Consider the following 16,705-nt stretch of genomic DNA (forward strand, 5'->3'; position numbering starts at 1 on the left):
CAAAATCGTCCGCACCGAACAAGGCACCTACCCCGACCACGACCTCGCCCACCGCTACCGCACCTGGCTCAACACCGCTTGACACCAATAGGAGCATCAGTTTCTGGCGGAAATACGCCACCGACCGATGACAACGTGATGTTCTCGCCCGGTCACGCGGTGTTGTGCTATGTGTGATCCATGCCGAGCCAGGCGTCACGAGTACCGCTGGACCGGTGGTTCAGTTCTGAGCGGCCGATGGGCGTCAGCGCGTCGATCCTGATCGGACTGGTCACGGTCACCGCGTGGGCGACCGCATGGTCGGACTGGTACTCGTACCGCACGCTCAAGACGTACGGCGCCGACCCGGACAAACTGGACGAGGCCGACCTGATCTCGGGCTCACTCGGCATAATCTCCGCGCTCGCACTGTTCGCGGCCGCGGCGGTGTTCATCATCTGGCTCTGGCGGGTCCGGTGGAACGCGGAGATGTTCCACCGCGGCCAGCACCGTTTCACCCGCGGCTGGGTGCTCGGCTGCTGGCTCGTCCCGGTCGTCAACCTCTGGTACCCCAAGCAGGTCGTCGACGACATCGTCGCGGCCAGCGATCCACGGACCGATCCCCACACCGAGGCGCTGAAGGAGATCCCGGGCACCCAGCTGGTCTGGGCGTGGTGGATCACCTGGGTGATCGGACTGGTCACCGGAAACATCGTGCAAAGAGGCGTTCTTGCCGGCGCGTCGCAGCTCGGAGACCTGCGGACGAACGTCATACTGTCCTCCGTCTCAGCGCTGTTCACCACCGGCGCGGCCGTGCTCGCGGTGATCCTGATTCAGCGGATCGACGAACTGCAGAGCATGCGTCCATGGGTGCCGTGGTGGTCGGTCGGGACACCGCACAACGGCTTCCAACCACCTGCGCGGTAAACCAAACCGTCACGCCCCGTCGAATGCCTCGTTACCTTTGGTGATGGGCGTACGAAAAGAACACGTTAAGTCGACACCCTCCGTGCTGGGGTCGACTCCCTTGGCGTACCTACTTCGTGGTATCAATGTGGCTCGGTCATGCGGGGGCAGGACCTGGCCGAAGCGCCGAACAGACGACGGAGTTCCAGCGACGCGAGGGACGCGAGACGTGAGCCACCCGCAGGCATTATTGACTGCTGTCGACGATCAGGAAGAGTGGCAGCCGCACGCGGCTGAAGAGTTCCAGCAGGTCGGGACGGTCGGGAAGATCGCCATCGGACTGCTCGGCGCGTCGACGATCACCCACCTGCTGTCCACCTGGTCGGACTGGAACACCTACTCCGTCGTCCACCGCTACCTCGGCGGGATGCCGAACGTCGACGACGCGGATCTGAACCGCGCCGACGCCATCGCCAAGGTCACCGCGATCCCGAACGTCGTCATCTCGGTCGCCGCCGCGGTCGTCTTCGTCATCTGGCTCTGGCGGGCCCGGGTCAACTCCGAGGTGTTCTGCCAGGCCGACCACCGCCGCAGCCACGGCTGGGTGCTGGCGAGCTGGTTCTGCCCCGGTCCGAACCTCTGGTATCCCAAGCAGATCGTCGACGACGTCTGGCTCGCCAGCGACCCGAAGACCCCCGTGTACGCGGACGACCTGCGCCGGTTCAGGACTCCCAGCCTCACCTCGGTGTGGTGGGTGGCCTGGATCGGCGCTCTCGCGTTCGACGTGGTGGTGCGCCGGTTCCTGATGTGGATGGAAGCGACCGTCGGCTCACTGCGCGGCATCGCCCTCGCCGGTACTGCGTCCCTCGTGCTGACCGCTGTTTCCGCGGTCGCGGCGACGATGGTGATCCGCAAGATCAACCACATGCAGACGACCCGCTCGTGGGTGCCGTGGTGGGACCAGGCGCCGAAGCTCAGCGCGGTCCCGTCGTACGAGGTGACCCAGGTTCCGTCGTACGCGAACGACGACACCGACGAGCAGCCCGCGATCTCCGAGCCGATCGCCGCGTCGCCTTCGATGGGTCTGCTCCGCGAGCCGCAGCCGCAGCTCCAGATGGCCGGCGCCCCCCAGGCCCCGGCAGGCAGCCCGTTCGCTCCGCAGGCCCCCGCGCCGAGCCCCTTCGCCCCGACCGCGCCGGCACAGCCCGCGCCGCAGGGCTTCCCGGGCGACGGCGCCGCCGCACCGGCCGCCTTCGCCGGTGACCCGGTGGTCGAGGAGTCGCCGAAGTGGAGCCCGTTCGCTCCGGTCGTCGAGAGCTGGCAGGACATCGACGCCGGTCCCGCGACCGAGCAGTTCAGCCCGGTCGAGTCCTGGCGGGACGAGAAGCCGGCCGCGGAGACGACGTACGAGTCGCAGACCTCCTGGAACGACTACCGCAGCTCCGACGACGTGCTGGGCACGACGAGTACGACGAGCAGCTGGCTCGACGAGGCCGCGCCGATGACCGTCAGCCAGCCGGATCCGTACGCGTACCAGGAGCCGCAGCAGCCCGAGCAGCAGTGGGCGGCGCGCTACTCCGAGCCGTACTCGTACGAGACCGACTACACGTCCTCCCCGGTGGAGGCGCAGACCGCACCCGAGCCTGAGCCCGCGCCAGTTGCGCGCGCCGGACGCCGGGCCGCTCGGGTCGCGGTCGACAGCCCGTCGGCGATCCAGCCGGCCGTCGGGAGCCACTCCGGCTACGGTGCGGAGTCCGAGCAGACCAGCTACTCGTCGTACTCCGAGCACAGCGTCTACGGCCAGTCCGAGCACACGCAGCCGTCGTCGCACGTGTCGACGTCCTCCGGGTACTACGAGCCGGCCCCGGCCCCGGCACCCAGCCAGAGCTACCAGGAGCAGGACGACTTCCTGACGCCGTCGAAGCCGCTCCCGCCGGTCCCGTCGTACGGTCCGGAGCCGACGTACTCGTCGAACAACGACGACTACACGAGCTACGAGTCGACGTCGTACACCTCGGACTACTCGCCGTACAACTCGGAGTACAGCAGCAACAGCTACAGCTCGAGCAACTACGAGTACGACGCCTACAGCAACAACAGCGGGTCGGAGTACACGAGCACCGAGTCCTACGAGACCTACAGCCCGAACTACGCCTCGGAGTCGTACGGCTCGCAGTACTCGCCGGAGCCGGAGCAGACCGAGTACCAGCAGCAGCCGTACTCGTACGAGGAGCAGCAGCCGACCGACCCCGAGCAGCCGACCGCCCCGCGGACCCAGCCCCGCCGCGGCCGCTGGGTCTGATCAAATGACTGTATGCGTCTAGGTTTCGCCACCCTCGGTTGTCCGGGAGCTCCGCTCGACGAGGTCCTGGCGCTTGCCCAGGGCAACAAATTCGCCGGACTGGAACTGCGGGCCGCACCGGACGAGTTCACCCACACCGGCCTGACCGCGGCCGAGCGGCGTGAGCTGCGGACCCGGATCGAGGACGCCGGCCTCGAGATCTTCGCGGTCAGCAGCTACGTGAAGCTCTGCGCCGTCGAGGACCAGCCCCTCGAAGCCCATCTCGAGCTGGCCGGAGACCTCGGCGCCCGCGGCGTCCGCGTCTTCCCCGGTGACGACCCAGCCGATGACACCGGTACGACGGAAGCCCCCAGCGCCGGCGAGATGCGCGCGCTCGATCGCGTGACGACCGCGCCGCGGGAAGTCCCGATCTTGCTGGAGACGCACGACTCGCACTCGACCGCCCGGCAGGTCGCCGCGCTGTGTGCGTTACTCGACACCAACGTCCCCGGCCATAACGTGAAGGCGATCTGGGACAGCTCGCACACGTGGTCGCACGGCGAGACGCTGGCCGAATCGTTCGCGCTGTTGAAGCCGTGGGTCGACGTCGTGCAGTTCAAGCAGGCCGACTCGCAGCAGGACTACCGTCCGGTTGCGATCGACGCCGGCGACTTCCCGATCCAGGAGCTGCTGCAGACGCTCGACGGGACCGACTACCCGCTCTCACTGGAGTGGGAGCTCAAGTGGCACCCGCAGCTGCCGTCGCTGGCCGAGACGCTCCCCGCCGTTCACACCTGGCTGGGCAACGGCGCCGTCAAGTAGCGCGTGATCGTCGGGCCGAGCCACGCGACCGCCTCGTCGGTGGACAGGCCGACGATCGGCTCGAACTCGAGGATGTAGCGGCACAGCGCGAAGCCGAGCGCCTGCGTCGCGATCAATCCCGCCCGCACGGCCGGCTCGTCCATCGCGGCCCGCTCGAACGCAGGGGTCAGCTGCCCGATGAACACCTGCCGCATCCGCTCGGCTGCGGACTCGTTGGTGACCGCAGTACGCAGCAGCACCCGTAGCGTGTCGTCCTCCTCCCAGCGCTCGACCAGATGGCGGACGAGCACCTCCCCGGTCTGCTCGCGCGGTACGCCGCGGAGATCCGGCAGCCGTACGTCGAACTCCGCTGCCGCCGCGAACAGCTTCTCCTTGCTGCCGTAGTACCGCATCACCATCGCCGGGTCGATCGCCGCGTCGGCCGCGATCGCCCGGATCGTGGCGCGCTCGTACCCGTCCGCGCCGAACCGCTCCCGCGCTGCCGCGAGGATCGACGCCCGGGTCCGGTCCGACTTCTTCTCCGCCATACCCACAGCATATGCCAACACTTGTTGACTTTTGCTAGGAATGGTCCTAGCGTAAAAGTCAACAAGTGTTGATAAACGGTTGGAAGGAGCGACGATGACTCCGCGAAGCGCAGAGGTCGTAGTGGTGGGTGCGGGTCCGGTCGGGCTCGCGGTGGCGGTCGGTCTCCGGCTGCACGGGCACGACGTGGTGGTGATCGACAAGCAGGCCGAGGGCACCAACACCTCGCGGGCGTGCGTGATCCACCCGCGGACGCTGGAGGTGCTGGAGCCGCTCGGCGTGACCAAGCAGCTCGTCGACCGCGGACTGGAGCTGGAGGACTTCTCGATCCGGACCAGCGACCGCAAGCTGATCCCGGTCGGCTTCGAGGACCTGCCGACGGCGTACCCGTTCGTCACGATGATCCCGCAGCCCGTCACCGAGCAGATCCTGCTCGACCGGCTCGAGGAGCTCGGCGGATCGGTGCTCCGCCCGTACGCCGCGACCGGGCTGCAACAGACCCCCGACGGTGCCGACGTCACGCTCGACAACGGCGACGTGATCCACGCGCAGTACGTCGTGGCCGCCGACGGCATGCACAGCACGGTCCGCGAGCTGGCCGGCCTGCGGATGCCCGGCAACACGCTGGAGCTGTCGCTGAGCCTGGTCGACATCCGGGTCGAGAGCGGACTGCCGACCGACGAGGTCGGGTTGTACTTCGCAGCCGCCGGACTCCTGGTGGTCGCACCCTTGCCGGACGGAAGCTTCCGGCTTGTCGGCGAGGTGCACAACGCACCCGAGCACCCCGACCTGGCCTTCGCACAGGACCTCGTGGACGACCGCGGCCCGCGGAAGTCGCACCCGAAGGTCACCGAGGTGGTCTGGGGCTCCCGCTTCCGGATCCACGAGCGGGTCGCGGACGAGTACCGGTCCGGGCGTGTGCTGCTCGCCGGCGACGCCGCCCACACGCACAGCCCAGCTGGCGGTCAGGGCATGAACCTAGGCCTTCGCGACGCGGTGGTTCTGTCGGATGCGTTGTCGCAGGCGCTGGCGGGTGACGACTCCGGTCTGGACGCCTACGCCAAGGACAGCCGCGCGGAGGCGGTACGGGTGATCGCGCTGGCGCACCGCCTGACCAGGCTGGCCAACGTCCCGCGGCCGATCCGCCCGCTGCGCAACGCCGTACTCAGGTTCGCAGGCCGCCTCGGCAAGACGCAGGACGGTCTCGCCAAGCAACTGGCTGGCTTCCCCGAGCGCTAACCGCCGGCCCGCCCAGCTGGCTGGCTTCCCCGAGCGCTAACCGCCGGCCCGCCCGCCACGTCTCAGCGGCCCGCCGCCCACGCACGTCTCAGGGGTCAACCCCGCAGCCTGCCGGTTGCGGAGACGGATTCCGGCCGTGCAACCGGCCATCTCGGGGGTTGACCCCTGAGACGTGCACAGTCAGCCGGCGGTCGATTCGCGGATCTGCAAGGTGTACGGGACGGTGAGGTCGCGATGGGCGGCTTCACCGTTTCCGGCGATCCGGTCCAGGAGCAGGGCGACCGCGTTGTCGGCCAGCCACGCCTTGTCGGGCGAGATCGTGGACAGCGTCGGTGAGTGGTACCGGCCGTCCTCGATGTCGTCGAAGCCGACCACGGCGACGTCATCCGGAACGCGCAGCCCGGCGTCGGCCAGCGTTCGCAATGCGCCGAGGGCGAGCAGGTCGTTGAAGCAGAAGATCGCGTCCGGCGGCTCGGGCAGTGCCAGCAGCTCGCGCATCGACGCGGCGCCGTCCTCCCGGTGGTACCCCGTCCCGGCGAGCTCGAGCGCGGGATCGTGTGGCAGGCCGGCCGCCTTGAGTGCCTTGCGGTACCCCTTCCGCCGTACCGCCCCGGTGCTCGTCCCGCCGACGCCGATCGCCGCGATCCGCCGCCGGCCGATCGAGATGAGGTGCGTGGTGGCGTCGCACGACGCCTGGACCGAGTCGACCGCGACCCGGTCGAACTGGCCGCCGGCCGGACGCTCGCCGAGCAGAACCAGCGGCTTCCCCGTGTCGGCGACGGTCAGCTTGGCCGGCACGGTCGTGATCGGCGAGAAGATGATGCCGTCGATCAGCTGCCCGCGCATCCCGTCCAGGACCAGCTTCTCGGCCGCGGCCCCGCCCTCGGTCTGGTCGATCAGCACGGTGATCCCGCGGCGCTTCGCGGCCCGGCTGATCTCGGCGCCGAGCTCGGCGAAGTACGGCGAGGCCATCTCCGGGATGGCCAGCGCGATGAAGTCCGAGCGGCCTTTGCGCAGGGAGCGCGCGCTGACGTTCGGCCGGTAGTCCAGGGCGGCGATCGCGGCCTCGACCTTGGCCCGGGTTCGCGCGGTGATGTGCGGGTAGTCGTTGATCACGTTCGACACGGTCTTCACCGAAACGCCGGCCCGCGCGGCCACATCACTCAGCCTGGTCGCCATCCCGAGAACCTCCAGTCACCGGCCTGTCGCCCGAGTCTGCCACCGGCGAACTCTTTACAGCGATTGTCAATCGTTGTAGACAACCACGTTAAACGTTGTAAACGACTCTGGGGAGGCTGAGGTCGTGTCTGCTCATCGCACGCCTACTGCGCGGCACTCGGCACGGCACCTCGCCGCACGGGTGCAAAGGGAACGATGCTCCGCATCGACCCCTTCGCCCCCGCGCGCCGATGCACCGCACCGAGCACCTGCTCGCTACGGCGTGCGATGAGCAGACACGACCTTGTGGCTCGGCTTGTGGTTGACCCCGCGTTCGTCGTCGGTCCGTTGGACCGGCGGGTGTTCGGTTCGTTCGTCGAGCACATGGGGCGGTGCGTTTACACCGGGATCTACGAGCCGGAGCATCCGCGGGCCGACGCGGACGGTTTCCGGGAGGACGTGCTGGAGCTGGTGCGGGAGCTCGGCGTGACCGCGATCCGCTACCCCGGCGGGAACTTCGTCTCGAACTACGACTGGGAGGACGGCGTCGGCCCGAAGGACCAGCGGCCGCGGCGGCTCGACCTGGCCTGGCGGGCGATCGAGCCGAACCAGTTCGGCACCGACGAGTTCGTCGCGTGGTCGCGCAAGGCCGACGTACAGCCGATCTGGGCGGTCAACCTCGGTACCCGCGGGATCCGCGAGGCCGTCGATCTGCTCCAGTACTGCAACCTCCCGGCCGGCACCGCGCTCAGCGACCGCCGCGTCGCGAACGGCAGCCCGCAGCCGCACAACATCAAGATCTGGTGCCTGGGCAACGAGATGGACGGGCCGTGGCAGATCGGCCACAAGACCGCCGAGGAGTACGCACGGCTCGCCGAGGAGACCGCGAACGCGATGCGTCGGGTCGAGCCCGATCTCGAGCTGGTCGCTTGCGGTTCGAGCAACGCCGGCATGCCGACGTTCGGCGAGTGGGAACGCGTCGTCCTCGAGCGGACCTACGACCTCGTCGACCACATCAGCCTGCACGCGTACTACGAACCGCGCGACGGCGACCAGGCGAGCTTCCTGGCCGCCGCCGAGGAGATGGACCGGATGATCTCGTCGGTCATCGCGACCGCCGACCACGTGAAGGCGCTGAAACGCAGCGACAAAGAGCTGACGCTGTCGTTCGACGAGTGGAACGTCTGGTACCAGCAGCACTTCCCCGGCGAGCTTGGTCTCGGCATCCGGGAGGCCGGCCCGCTGATCGAGGACAGCTACACCGTCGACGCCGCGGTCGTGGTCGGCAGCCTGCTGATCACCCTGCTCCGGCACGCCGACCGGGTGAAGATTGCTTGCCTCGCGCAACTGGTCAACGTGATCGCCCCGATCCGTACCGAGCCCGGCGGTCGCGCCTGGCGGCAGACGATCTTCCACCCGTTCGCCCTCACCGCGCGGTACGCCGGTCCGACCGTGCTGCAGACCGCGATCGCCGGCGGACCGGAGATCGACACCGCTGCCTTCGGCAAGGTCCCGGCCCTGTGGAGCACAGCGACGTACGACGAGAACACCGGGGAGACTGCGATCTTCGTGGTGAACCGGAGCGAGACCGACAAGATCGATCTGGAGATCCCGGTGAACGGACTCCAGGTCGCTGAGCACATTGCGCTGTACGACGAGGACCGGTCCGCAGTGAACACCGCGGACCAGCCGGACCGGGTGACGCCCCGGACCGTGGATGGCACCGAGATCGTCGACGGTGTCTGCACCGCCACGTTGCCGCCCGCTTCGTGGCATCTGATCCGTTTGAGCTGAAGGGACCGCCCTGTGCCTTCGAAACGACTACTCGCCACAGCACTTGCTGTCGTCGTAGTAGCGGCCGGTACGTCGGCCGCCACCGCGGCGCCGGTCGTGACCACCACCAACCCCGTCACATCCAGCTTCGCCGACTCCTTCGCCGACCCGTCGATCATCCAGGGCCGCGACGGCTACTGGTACGCGTACGCCACCTCCGACCCGCTCGTCGCGAACGGCCCGTTCGGTCTGATGCACCTGGCCCGGACCAAGGACTTCAGCTCCTGGGAGTACCTCGGCACGGTCTTCAACGACCAGACCAAGCCGGCGTGGGCCGCGCCCGGTTCGTTCTTCTGGGCGCCGGACATCCGGTACTTCGGTGGCCGCTACGTCATGTACTTCACCGTCACGGACACGACCGCCAATGCCGGCGGTGATCCCGCGATCGGCGTGGCCACCGCGCCGACGCCGGCCGGACCGTGGACCGCGAGCGACGGCCCTGTTGTGGCGCCGCGTCCCGACGGCAACGGCGGCTACCTCGGCACGATCGACCCGGCCGAACTGACCGCTGCCGACGGCAAGCGGTACCTGTATTACGGCGGCTTCAACGGCGGCATCTCCGTGACGGAGCTGAGCGCCGACGGCACGCACGCGGTAGGCACCCCGACCCAGATCACGATCGGCGACCGCTACGAAGGCTCGTACGTCGTCTACCGCGACGGCTGGTACTACTTCATGGGCTCGTCGATGAACTGCTGCGCCGGCCCGACCACCGGGTACTCCGTCTTCGCCGGCCGGTCCCGCTCCCCGCGCGGCCCGTTCGTGGACGCCGACGGCGCGAAGCTCACCGACTCGCGCGTCGGCGGTACGACGGTGATCACGCAGAACGGCAACAAATGGATCGGCCCCGGCCACCACGCGTTCATCACCGACGTGGCCGGCCAGGACCACATCGTCTACCACGCGATCGACCGCGGCACGCCGTGGCTGACCGACCCGTTCGGCATCAACCGCCGCCCGATGCTGATCGACCAGATCGACTGGATCAACGGCTGGCCCCGCACCAGCGCGGGCCTCGGCCCGTCGGAGGGCCAGGTTCCCGCACCCACCACCGGCTCCGGGTTGGGCATCGACTCCACGAACCCGGCCGCCGGTCTCCTGGGCGCAACAGCCAACCCCGGTGATGCGGTCGGCGGGCCCACCGACTCTATCAACGGCGCAGCCCGAACCCGCTTGTCGGCACCCAGCGGCTCCCTCCGCGTGGAGGCAGACGTCCGGCTCGGCTCGTCGTTCGCCACAGTCTTGGGCAACGCAGCGATTGCGACTGTTGCCGGTAATCGGCTGACGCTCGCAGTGGGTCGTCGTACAACGTCCGTCAACTTGCCGGCCGACTTCGACCGCACGCAGTGGAACAAGCTGTCGGTGCAGGTGAGTGGGTCCACCGTGACCGCACGACTCAACGACGCAGGCCTCGGAGATGTTTACGGGGAGGCACAGCTCAGCGTGCCGGGGTTGAGGCTGGCGGCGGCTCCGGTGCGCTGGGTCGGAAACGCTGAAGTGGACAACCTGACTGTCCGGCCGGTTGCCAAACCGGTGACGAAGCTGGCCGCAGTACCGCGGACCGGGAAGCTGCTCGCCGGTGACGACTTCGACGGAGCGCTCGGTGCGGACTGGACCTGGGTGCGTCAGGACGACGAGGCAACTATTGCCAACGGCAACCTGAGCTGGCCGCTGGAGAACGCAGACATGGTCGGCAGTGGGAACAACGCCGGCCTCCTCCTGCACGCGCCGCCGGCCGGGAAGAGCTGGATCGCGGAGACCAAACTGCACCTGGACACCGGGATCGATGACGTCCGCAACTACCAGCAGGCCGGGATGATCGTCTACCTGAACGACGACGACTTCGCCCGGCTTGGCGACGTCGCGATCTGGAAGACCCGGCAGACGGAGTACGGGCGCGAGTTGGTAGCCCGGCCGTCCGACGGCGCCACGTCGTACGGCGCGGCCGCGATCGGCCGGACGGCGCCGACTATGTGGCTGCGCATCGCGTACCACGAGAACGCCGCCGGCGAGCACGTCTACCGCGCCGGCACGTCGGTGGACGGGAAGAGCTGGACCTGGGGCGCGTCCTGGGTCCTCCCGGCCGCCGCGCGCATCGGTCTCTACGCACACGGCGAATTCACCGGCGCAAACCCACCGCCGGTCGCAACCTTCGACTACCTGAAGTTCTACGAGAGCAAGTAGATGTTCACCAATCCGGTGTACGACGGCAGCTTCGCCGATCCGCAGATTATTGCGGTGGGCAACGAGTACTACGCCTTCGCGACCAACGGACCGCTGGGTAACGTGCAGACGCTGAAGTCTGCCGACCTGGTGGCTTGGGTGCAGGTCGGCGACGCGTTGCCGTCGTTACCGGATTGGACCGCGCCCGGAAGGGTGTGGGCGCCCGAGGTGGCAGTGCATGCGGCGGACCGGTACGTCATGTACTACACGACGCGCGATCTGGCGTCCGGTCACCAGTGCGTCGGCGTCGCGGTCGCGTCCACGCCCCAAGGTCCATATGTCGACAAATCTCCACAGCCGTTCATCAGTCAGGCCGACGAGGGCGGCTCGATCGACGCGTCGCCGTTCCAGGACTCGACCGGCCGCCGCTGGCTGTACTGGAAGAACGACGGCAACGCGATCGGCGTGGACACCTGGATCTACGTCTCCGAACTGTCCGATGACGGCCTTACGCTGACCGGTCCCGTGCACCGCATGATCAAGCAGGACCTGCCCTGGGAGGGCAACCTCGTCGAGGCGCCGTACATGGTCGAGCGCAACGGGAAATTCCACCTCTTCTACTCCGGCAACGCGTTCGACAAACCGACGTACGCCGTCGGCCACGCCCTGTGCGAGTCGCCCATCGGCCCGTGCACCAAGTCCGGCGACCCCATCCTGTCGTCGAACGCTGATGCAGCCGGTCCAGGCCACAACATGGTCCTAGGCAACTGGTTCGTCTACCACGGCTGGAACCCGACCCAGGTGGGCACCGACCCCAAGGGCCGAACCATGTGGCTCTCCCAACTGACCTGGGACGGAGACACCCCGGTCGTCCAACCGCCGCTCGCAGAGAACCCGCTCGATCCCTAACCTTTTCGGGCCTGCCCGCATCTGGCTTTGTGGAAGAACCAGATCTGGGGAGGGAACGTTATGCGGCGGACTATTGTCTCCAGCCTGGCGGGGGCGGTTGCGTTGACTGCGGCGGTGTTTGTGCCATCGGCACACGCCGCCGGGTCAGCGGCGACCGGGGCATGCTCGCTCGCACCGGGGTCTGTGCTCGACAGTGGGGCACAGGACAACGGCGGGATCACGGTGGGCTATCCGGCGCGGAGCGTCGGGCTGCCCGGACCTGTCTTCGGCGTGTTCGCGCCGGGTGCGGTCCGATTCAGTACGACGTTCACGAGCGACGCGTCCAACTTGGGCGCCACGAACGAAGGCTGGGTGGTGCAAGGCGACTCGTTGTACTACCGCGTCTATTCGATCGACACGATGAACGAGTTCGTCCCAGGCATGCCGAACGCGACTCAGCGCATCGGCGGCGGCTGGTCGAAGTTCACGGCGCTGGAGGTTGCCCAAACCACCGCGCGTACGACGGCGTACGGACTGCGCGACGACGGGACGCTGTTCCGCTGGACCGTCGCCGGCGGATGGAAGGCCAGCGGTTCGGCGCCCGGATTCGCGGCGGTGAAGTCGATGGCACTCATCAGCAAGACCGCGACGTACGACACGTTCCTCGCGAACACCCGCGGCGGAGCGCTCTACACCATCCACATCCCGACGGCAGGGTCGTTGAAGCCGATCGTGAAGCCGGTCCGCACGAAGACCTGGCAGGGTTTCGAGAAGCTGCTCGCGAGCAAGTGCGGCAACTACGGCACGCTGCTCGTCGGCATCGACAAGGACACCAAGACCGCCCACTGGTACGCCGTTGGCCGCGCCAACGGTACTGCCACGGTGATCAACCACGTCAGCTCGTCCGTAGGCAGCTACAAGGCCCCGGTGTACTTCCGGTGGGGTAGCACTCCGGACATCGACACGCTCAACGGCGAGTAAGGACCTCGGTCAGGACCGTCAGGGCGCGGTGCAGATCGGACGTCGACGGAGTCGCGTAGCCGATCACCAGCCCTGGCGGTCCTGGCACGCTGCGCCGGTACTCCGACAACGGCGCGACAACGACACCCGCCTCCCGAGCCTCGGCAGCGATCCGGAGATCGTCGGCGTCGTCGGGCAGCAGCAACGTGACGTGCAGGCCGGCATCCTGCCCGATCACCTGACCGTACGGCGAGAGCACGGCGACTGCGTGCGTACGGCGGTCGGCGTACAGGCGGCGCCCGCGACGTACGGCCTGGTCGAGGTAGCCGTCGCGGAGCATCGCGAGCAAGGCGGCCTGCATCGGCCAACCGGGCCAGTCGCCGGAGTTGGCGCGGAACGTCGCGAGGCGATCGACCATCTCCTCGGACGCGACCAGCCAGCCGAGGCGGAGCGCGGGGCTGAGCGTCTTCGACAGCGTGCCGAGGTGGACGACGCGCTCCAGATCCAGCTGCGCGAGCGCGGGCAGCGGCGCGACGTCGTACCGGAACTCGCTGTCGTAGTCGTCCTCGATCAGCTGAGCGCCGGTACGACGCGCCCAGCGGATCAGTTCGTTGCGTCGGGCAACGGGTAGCCGGCCGCCGAGCGGGTACTGGTGCGACGGTGTGACATAGACCGCGGCCGCGTCGTCCGTCAGTGTGCCGACCCGCAGACCGTCCGCGTCGACCGGCACGTCGACGATCTCGAGCCGGTGATCGCGGGCGGCGACCACTGCGTTGAGATAGCCGGGATCCTCGATCGCGATCCGGTCGCCGGGCTGCCGGGTCACGGTGAGCAGCAGGCGCAGTCCGTGGACGGTGCCGTTGGTGACGAGCACGTTCTCGGGTCCACAGGCGATTCCGCGGACCCGCCCGACATGGTCGGCGAGCGCGGCGCGCAGTGCCGGGAGTCCGGCCGCGTCGTCGTACCCGCGCGGCGGGGACTGCGTGGACACCTCACGCCAGGCGCGACGCCAGCCGGGGTCGGGCTTCGGAGCGATGTACGGGATGCCGGGCCGGAGCGTCAGCAGCTCGGCGTCGGGATTCGCCGGGTGCGGCGTGTGGCGTCGTACGGCGGGTTGCAGCGGAACGACGTCCGTGACGAACGTGCCGGCGCCCGTGCGTCCCTCGATCCAGCCCTCGGCGTGAAGCTGGTCGTACGCCGCCTGCGTCACGGACCGCGAGACGGACAGGTCCCGCGCGAGGTCGCGGGTGGACGGGAGTCGGTGGCCTGCCTGGAGCCGACTGTCCAGCACGGCGGCCCGGAACTGCTCCGCCAGCTGCAGATGCAGCGGGAGCCCGGCTGTGCGGTCGATGGTCAGCGGGAGCGAGCTCTCCACGAATGGACTACCTGATTCGAACGGGAATGGACCGTGCCAGCATGCCACTCCTGCCATCACTCTGATGACATGACCAGCCCGATGCAGCCGACCGCCCGGACACAACTCCGCCGCTCGAAGGAACGTGCCGCGGCCGATCGCGAGGCGTTGTACGACGTGCTGCTCGACGGCATGTTCTGTCATCTGGGTGTCGTGGTCGACGGCGCTCCGCTCGTCCTGCCGACGGCGTACGGCGTGGATCTGGATCGCGGGCCGGACGGGACGCTGTACCTGCACGGCTCGGTCGCCGCGCGCAGCGTGGTCGCGGCGCCGGAGCAGACCATCTGCGTCACGATCACACACACCGACGGGCTGGTGCTGGCGCGGTCCGCCTTCCACCACTCGGTGAACTACCGGTCCGCGGTCATCTTCGGCGTACCGCGGCTGATCACCGATCCCGACGAGAAGCTGCACGGTCTCAACCGGATCGTCGACCATCTCGTCCCGGGCCGGTCGACCGCCGTACGGCCGCCGAACCGCAAGGAGCTGGCCAAGACCTCGGTGCTCGCGCTCTCGCTCACCGAAGCATCGGTGAAGACCCGCAACGGGCCCGCCAACGACGAGGAGCAGGACCTCGATCTGCCCTACTGGACAGGCGTGATCCCGCTCCATGTCGTCGCCGGCGAACCGGAGAACAATCCTGACTGCGACCTGTTGGTGCCCGCCCACGTCCGCACCCGCGCGAACCTGATGGGCGCACCGTCCTAGGCCACCGTCCCCTTGTTGTAGCTCTTCTGGGCCCAGAAGTAGCCGACGACCGCGATCGCCAGGCACCAGGCGAGGGCCAGCCAGCCGTCGCCGCTGTCCATCGGCGTACCGAGCAGCAGGTGGCGCAGGGTGTTGATGATCGGGGTGAACGGCTGGTACTCCGCGAACCACCGGATGCCGCTCGGCATCGCGTCCAGCGGGATGAAGGTGTTGCTCAGGAACGGCAGCAGCAGGGCGATCGGCAGTACGACGTTGCTCGCGCTCTCCGGTGTCTTGCTGGTCAGCCCCAGGGCGATCGCGAACCAGGTCAGCCCGACGGTCACCGCGATCAGCAACCCGGCCGCCAGCAGCCATTCACCGACCGACGCGTTCGGGCGGAACCCGATCAGGACGGCGAAGCCGACGACCAGGCCAAGGCTCGCGATCGTCAGGATCACGTTGCCGAGCACGTGCCCGGTCAGCACGGCCGGGCGGAAGATCGCCATCGTCCGGAAGCGGGCCACGATCCCCTCGGTCATGTCCATGCAGACCGCGACCGCGGGCGACATCGTCCCGGACGCGATCGACATCAGCAGGATGCCCGGGGTGAGGAAGTTGATGTACTCGCCCCGGCTGCCGCCTCCGCCGAGACCGGCCGAGAAGGTGTCGCCGAAGATCAGGCCGAACAGCAGGATCATGATGACCGGCATCCCGAGGGCGCCGAGGGACAGGCCCGGGTACCGCTGGGCGTGCCGTAGGTTGCGGCGGAGCATGGTGCCGGTGTCTTGCAGTGCGTAACTCATTTCGCGGCAACTTTCTCGGTCGGCTGACCGGTGACGGCGAAGAAGACGTCATCCAGGTCGGGCGTGTGGACAGTGAGTTCGTCGACCTCGAGCGAGGCGTCGTCGATCCGGGCCAGCAGGTCGCGCAGCGCGTGGACGCTGCCGTCGTTCGGCACCTGCAGGACCAGCGATTCGTGATTCGGTACTGCGGTCGGCAGCACCTGGCCGGCCAGCGCGAACGCGTCCGGAGAGGTGAAGCGCAGCCGGATGTGTCCGCCCGGTGCGAGCCGCTTGAGCTCTTCCGCCGTACCTTGGGCGACCAGTCGTCCGTGGTCGAGGACCGCGATCCGGTCGGCCAGCTGGTCGGCCTCGTCGAGGTACTGCGTGGTGAGCAGGACCGTGACGCCGGCGGCCACCAGCTCGCGGATCATCGTCCACATGCTGTGCCGGCTGCGCGGGTCGAGACCCGTGGTCGGCTCGTCCAGGAAGATGATCTGCGGGCGACCGACCAGCGTCATGGCGAGATCGAGCCGGCGCTTCATGCCGCCGGAGTACGTCATCGCCAGCTTCTTGCCGGCCTCGACCAGGTCGAACTGCTCCAGCAGTTCGTCCGCCCGGCGCCGGGCCTCCTGCTTGCCGAGGTGGTACAGGTCGGCCATCAGGATCAGGTTCTCCCGGCCGGTCATCAGGCCGTCGACCGCGGAGAACTGGCCGGTGACGCCGATCGAGGCGCGGACCGCCTCGGGGTCGCGGTGCAGGTCGTGGCCGGCCACCCGGATCTCGCCGGCGTCGGCGGTGACCAGTGTGGACAGGATCTGCACCGCGGTGGTCTTGCCGGCGCCGTTCGGGCCGAGCAGGGAAAAGATGGTGCCTTCGGCAACGTTCAGGTCGATGCCGTCGAGCACGAGTTTCTCGCCGTAGGACTTACGCAGTCCGATGACGTCGATCGCAGCTGACATGAGAGTTCCTCGGTGGTTTTCGGGCAGGGGGGACCTGCCCCAGGTGGCTAAGGGGTTGTTTTTGGGTGTGTTCGACCGCCCCGCGACCTGGCTCAGGTCGCCGGCGTCA

Annotated in this window: 14 protein-coding genes; 9 read left to right on the forward strand and 5 right to left on the reverse strand. The window is 68.4% G+C overall.

Annotation, left to right across the window (positions count from 1 at the left end):
* Nucleotides 1-180: 180 nt before the first annotated feature.
* The 3 genes from EV645_RS20030 to EV645_RS20040 all read left to right on the forward strand — a co-directional run bounded on the left by EV645_RS20030 (nucleotide 181) and on the right by EV645_RS20040 (nucleotide 3,988).
* Complete coding sequence (locus tag EV645_RS20030; protein ID WP_130445494.1) at nucleotides 181-906, forward strand: DUF4328 domain-containing protein; 726 nt, start codon at nucleotides 181-183, stop codon at nucleotides 904-906.
* Between the two features lie 208 nt (nucleotides 907-1,114).
* Nucleotides 1,115-3,187, forward strand: a complete 2,073-nt coding sequence (locus tag EV645_RS20035; RefSeq protein WP_130445495.1) for a DUF4328 domain-containing protein — start codon at nucleotides 1,115-1,117, stop codon at nucleotides 3,185-3,187.
* A gap of 12 nt (nucleotides 3,188-3,199) precedes the next feature.
* On the forward strand, nucleotides 3,200-3,988 hold the full coding sequence (locus EV645_RS20040; protein WP_130445496.1) for a sugar phosphate isomerase/epimerase family protein: 789 nt from the start codon (nucleotides 3,200-3,202) through the stop codon (nucleotides 3,986-3,988).
* Here EV645_RS20040 and EV645_RS20045 read toward each other — a convergent pair.
* Complete coding sequence (locus tag EV645_RS20045; protein WP_130445497.1) at nucleotides 3,955-4,515, reverse strand: TetR/AcrR family transcriptional regulator; 561 nt, start codon at nucleotides 4,513-4,515, stop codon at nucleotides 3,955-3,957. The two genes, EV645_RS20040 and EV645_RS20045, sit on opposite strands and share 34 nt — an antisense overlap.
* A 94-nt stretch (nucleotides 4,516-4,609) precedes the next feature.
* On the opposite strand from EV645_RS20045, the gene EV645_RS20050 reads away from it, so the two are divergent.
* The gene (locus EV645_RS20050; RefSeq protein WP_130445498.1) at nucleotides 4,610-5,752 is read left to right on the forward strand and encodes an FAD-dependent oxidoreductase; all 1,143 of its coding nucleotides are present in this window, start codon (nucleotides 4,610-4,612) and stop codon (nucleotides 5,750-5,752) included.
* A 180-nt stretch (nucleotides 5,753-5,932) separates the two neighbouring features.
* Here EV645_RS20050 and EV645_RS20055 read toward each other — a convergent pair whose 3' ends face one another.
* On the reverse strand, nucleotides 5,933-6,931 hold the full coding sequence (locus EV645_RS20055; RefSeq protein WP_130445499.1) for a LacI family DNA-binding transcriptional regulator: 999 nt from the start codon (nucleotides 6,929-6,931) through the stop codon (nucleotides 5,933-5,935).
* 267 nt (nucleotides 6,932-7,198) lie between these two features.
* Between EV645_RS20055 and arfA the strand changes: the two genes are divergently transcribed.
* From arfA to EV645_RS20075, 4 genes are all read left to right on the forward strand, one after another.
* Nucleotides 7,199-8,704 carry an arabinosylfuranosidase ArfA gene (arfA, locus tag EV645_RS20060; RefSeq protein WP_130445500.1) on the forward strand — a complete coding sequence of 502 codons (1,506 nt, stop codon included), beginning with the start codon at nucleotides 7,199-7,201 and terminating at the stop codon, nucleotides 8,702-8,704.
* A 12-nt stretch (nucleotides 8,705-8,716) separates the two neighbouring features.
* Entirely contained in the window at nucleotides 8,717-10,927 is a 2,211-nt protein-coding gene (locus EV645_RS20065) for a family 43 glycosylhydrolase (protein ID WP_130445501.1), read from the forward strand.
* Entirely contained in the window at nucleotides 10,928-11,815 is an 888-nt protein-coding gene (locus EV645_RS20070; protein ID WP_130445502.1) for a glycoside hydrolase family 43 protein, read from the forward strand.
* Nucleotides 11,816-11,929: 114 nt separating this feature from the next.
* Complete coding sequence (locus EV645_RS20075) at nucleotides 11,930-12,775, forward strand: hypothetical protein (protein WP_242000532.1); 846 nt, start codon at nucleotides 11,930-11,932, stop codon at nucleotides 12,773-12,775.
* Here EV645_RS20075 and pdxR read toward each other — a convergent pair.
* Nucleotides 12,762-14,129 (reverse strand): MocR-like pyridoxine biosynthesis transcription factor PdxR, encoded by a 1,368-nt coding sequence (gene pdxR / locus EV645_RS20080; protein ID WP_130445503.1) that lies wholly within the window; start codon nucleotides 14,127-14,129, stop codon nucleotides 12,762-12,764. The two genes, EV645_RS20075 and pdxR, sit on opposite strands and share 14 nt — an antisense overlap.
* 69 nt (nucleotides 14,130-14,198) lie before the next feature.
* Between pdxR and EV645_RS20085 the strand changes: the two genes are divergently transcribed.
* Complete coding sequence (locus EV645_RS20085) at nucleotides 14,199-14,876, forward strand: pyridoxamine 5'-phosphate oxidase family protein (RefSeq protein WP_198681755.1); 678 nt, start codon at nucleotides 14,199-14,201, stop codon at nucleotides 14,874-14,876.
* Here the strand turns inward: EV645_RS20085 and EV645_RS20090 are convergent.
* Together EV645_RS20090 and EV645_RS20095 are read right to left on the reverse strand one after the other, a co-directional pair.
* Nucleotides 14,873-15,658: an ABC transporter permease gene (locus EV645_RS20090; RefSeq protein ID WP_130445504.1), complete on the reverse strand. Its 786-nt coding sequence runs from the start codon at nucleotides 15,656-15,658 to the stop codon at nucleotides 14,873-14,875. The two genes, EV645_RS20085 and EV645_RS20090, sit on opposite strands and share 4 nt — an antisense overlap.
* Entirely contained in the window at nucleotides 15,655-16,596 is a 942-nt protein-coding gene (locus tag EV645_RS20095; RefSeq protein ID WP_130445505.1) for an ATP-binding cassette domain-containing protein, read from the reverse strand. Before EV645_RS20095 ends, EV645_RS20090 begins: the two co-directional genes overlap by 4 nt.
* Between the last annotated feature and the right edge of the window lie 109 nt (nucleotides 16,597-16,705).

It is taken from the genome of Kribbella rubisoli (assembly GCF_004217145.1).
GTDB lineage: Bacteria > Actinomycetota > Actinomycetes > Propionibacteriales > Kribbellaceae > Kribbella > Kribbella rubisoli.

Excerpts from the sequence above, each read along its gene's own strand:
- EV645_RS20055 (WP_130445499.1), bottom strand. The coding sequence starts at position 6,931 with ATGGCGACCAGGCTGAGTGATGTGGCCGCGCGGGCCGGCGTTTCGGTG.
- EV645_RS20070 (WP_130445502.1), top strand. The coding sequence starts at position 10,928 with ATGTTCACCAATCCGGTGTACGACGGCAGCTTCGCCGATCCGCAGATT.
- EV645_RS20050 (WP_130445498.1), top strand. The coding sequence starts at position 4,610 with ATGACTCCGCGAAGCGCAGAGGTCGTAGTGGTGGGTGCGGGTCCGGTC.
- EV645_RS20090 (WP_130445504.1), bottom strand. The coding sequence starts at position 15,658 with ATGAGTTACGCACTGCAAGACACCGGCACCATGCTCCGCCGCAACCTA.
- EV645_RS20040 (WP_130445496.1), top strand. The coding sequence starts at position 3,200 with ATGCGTCTAGGTTTCGCCACCCTCGGTTGTCCGGGAGCTCCGCTCGAC.
- EV645_RS20045 (WP_130445497.1), bottom strand. The coding sequence starts at position 4,515 with ATGGCGGAGAAGAAGTCGGACCGGACCCGGGCGTCGATCCTCGCGGCA.
- EV645_RS20095 (WP_130445505.1), bottom strand. The coding sequence starts at position 16,596 with ATGTCAGCTGCGATCGACGTCATCGGACTGCGTAAGTCCTACGGCGAG.
- EV645_RS20030 (WP_130445494.1), top strand. The coding sequence starts at position 181 with ATGCCGAGCCAGGCGTCACGAGTACCGCTGGACCGGTGGTTCAGTTCT.
- arfA (WP_130445500.1), top strand. The coding sequence starts at position 7,199 with ATGAGCAGACACGACCTTGTGGCTCGGCTTGTGGTTGACCCCGCGTTC.
- EV645_RS20085 (WP_198681755.1), top strand. The coding sequence starts at position 14,199 with ATGACCAGCCCGATGCAGCCGACCGCCCGGACACAACTCCGCCGCTCG.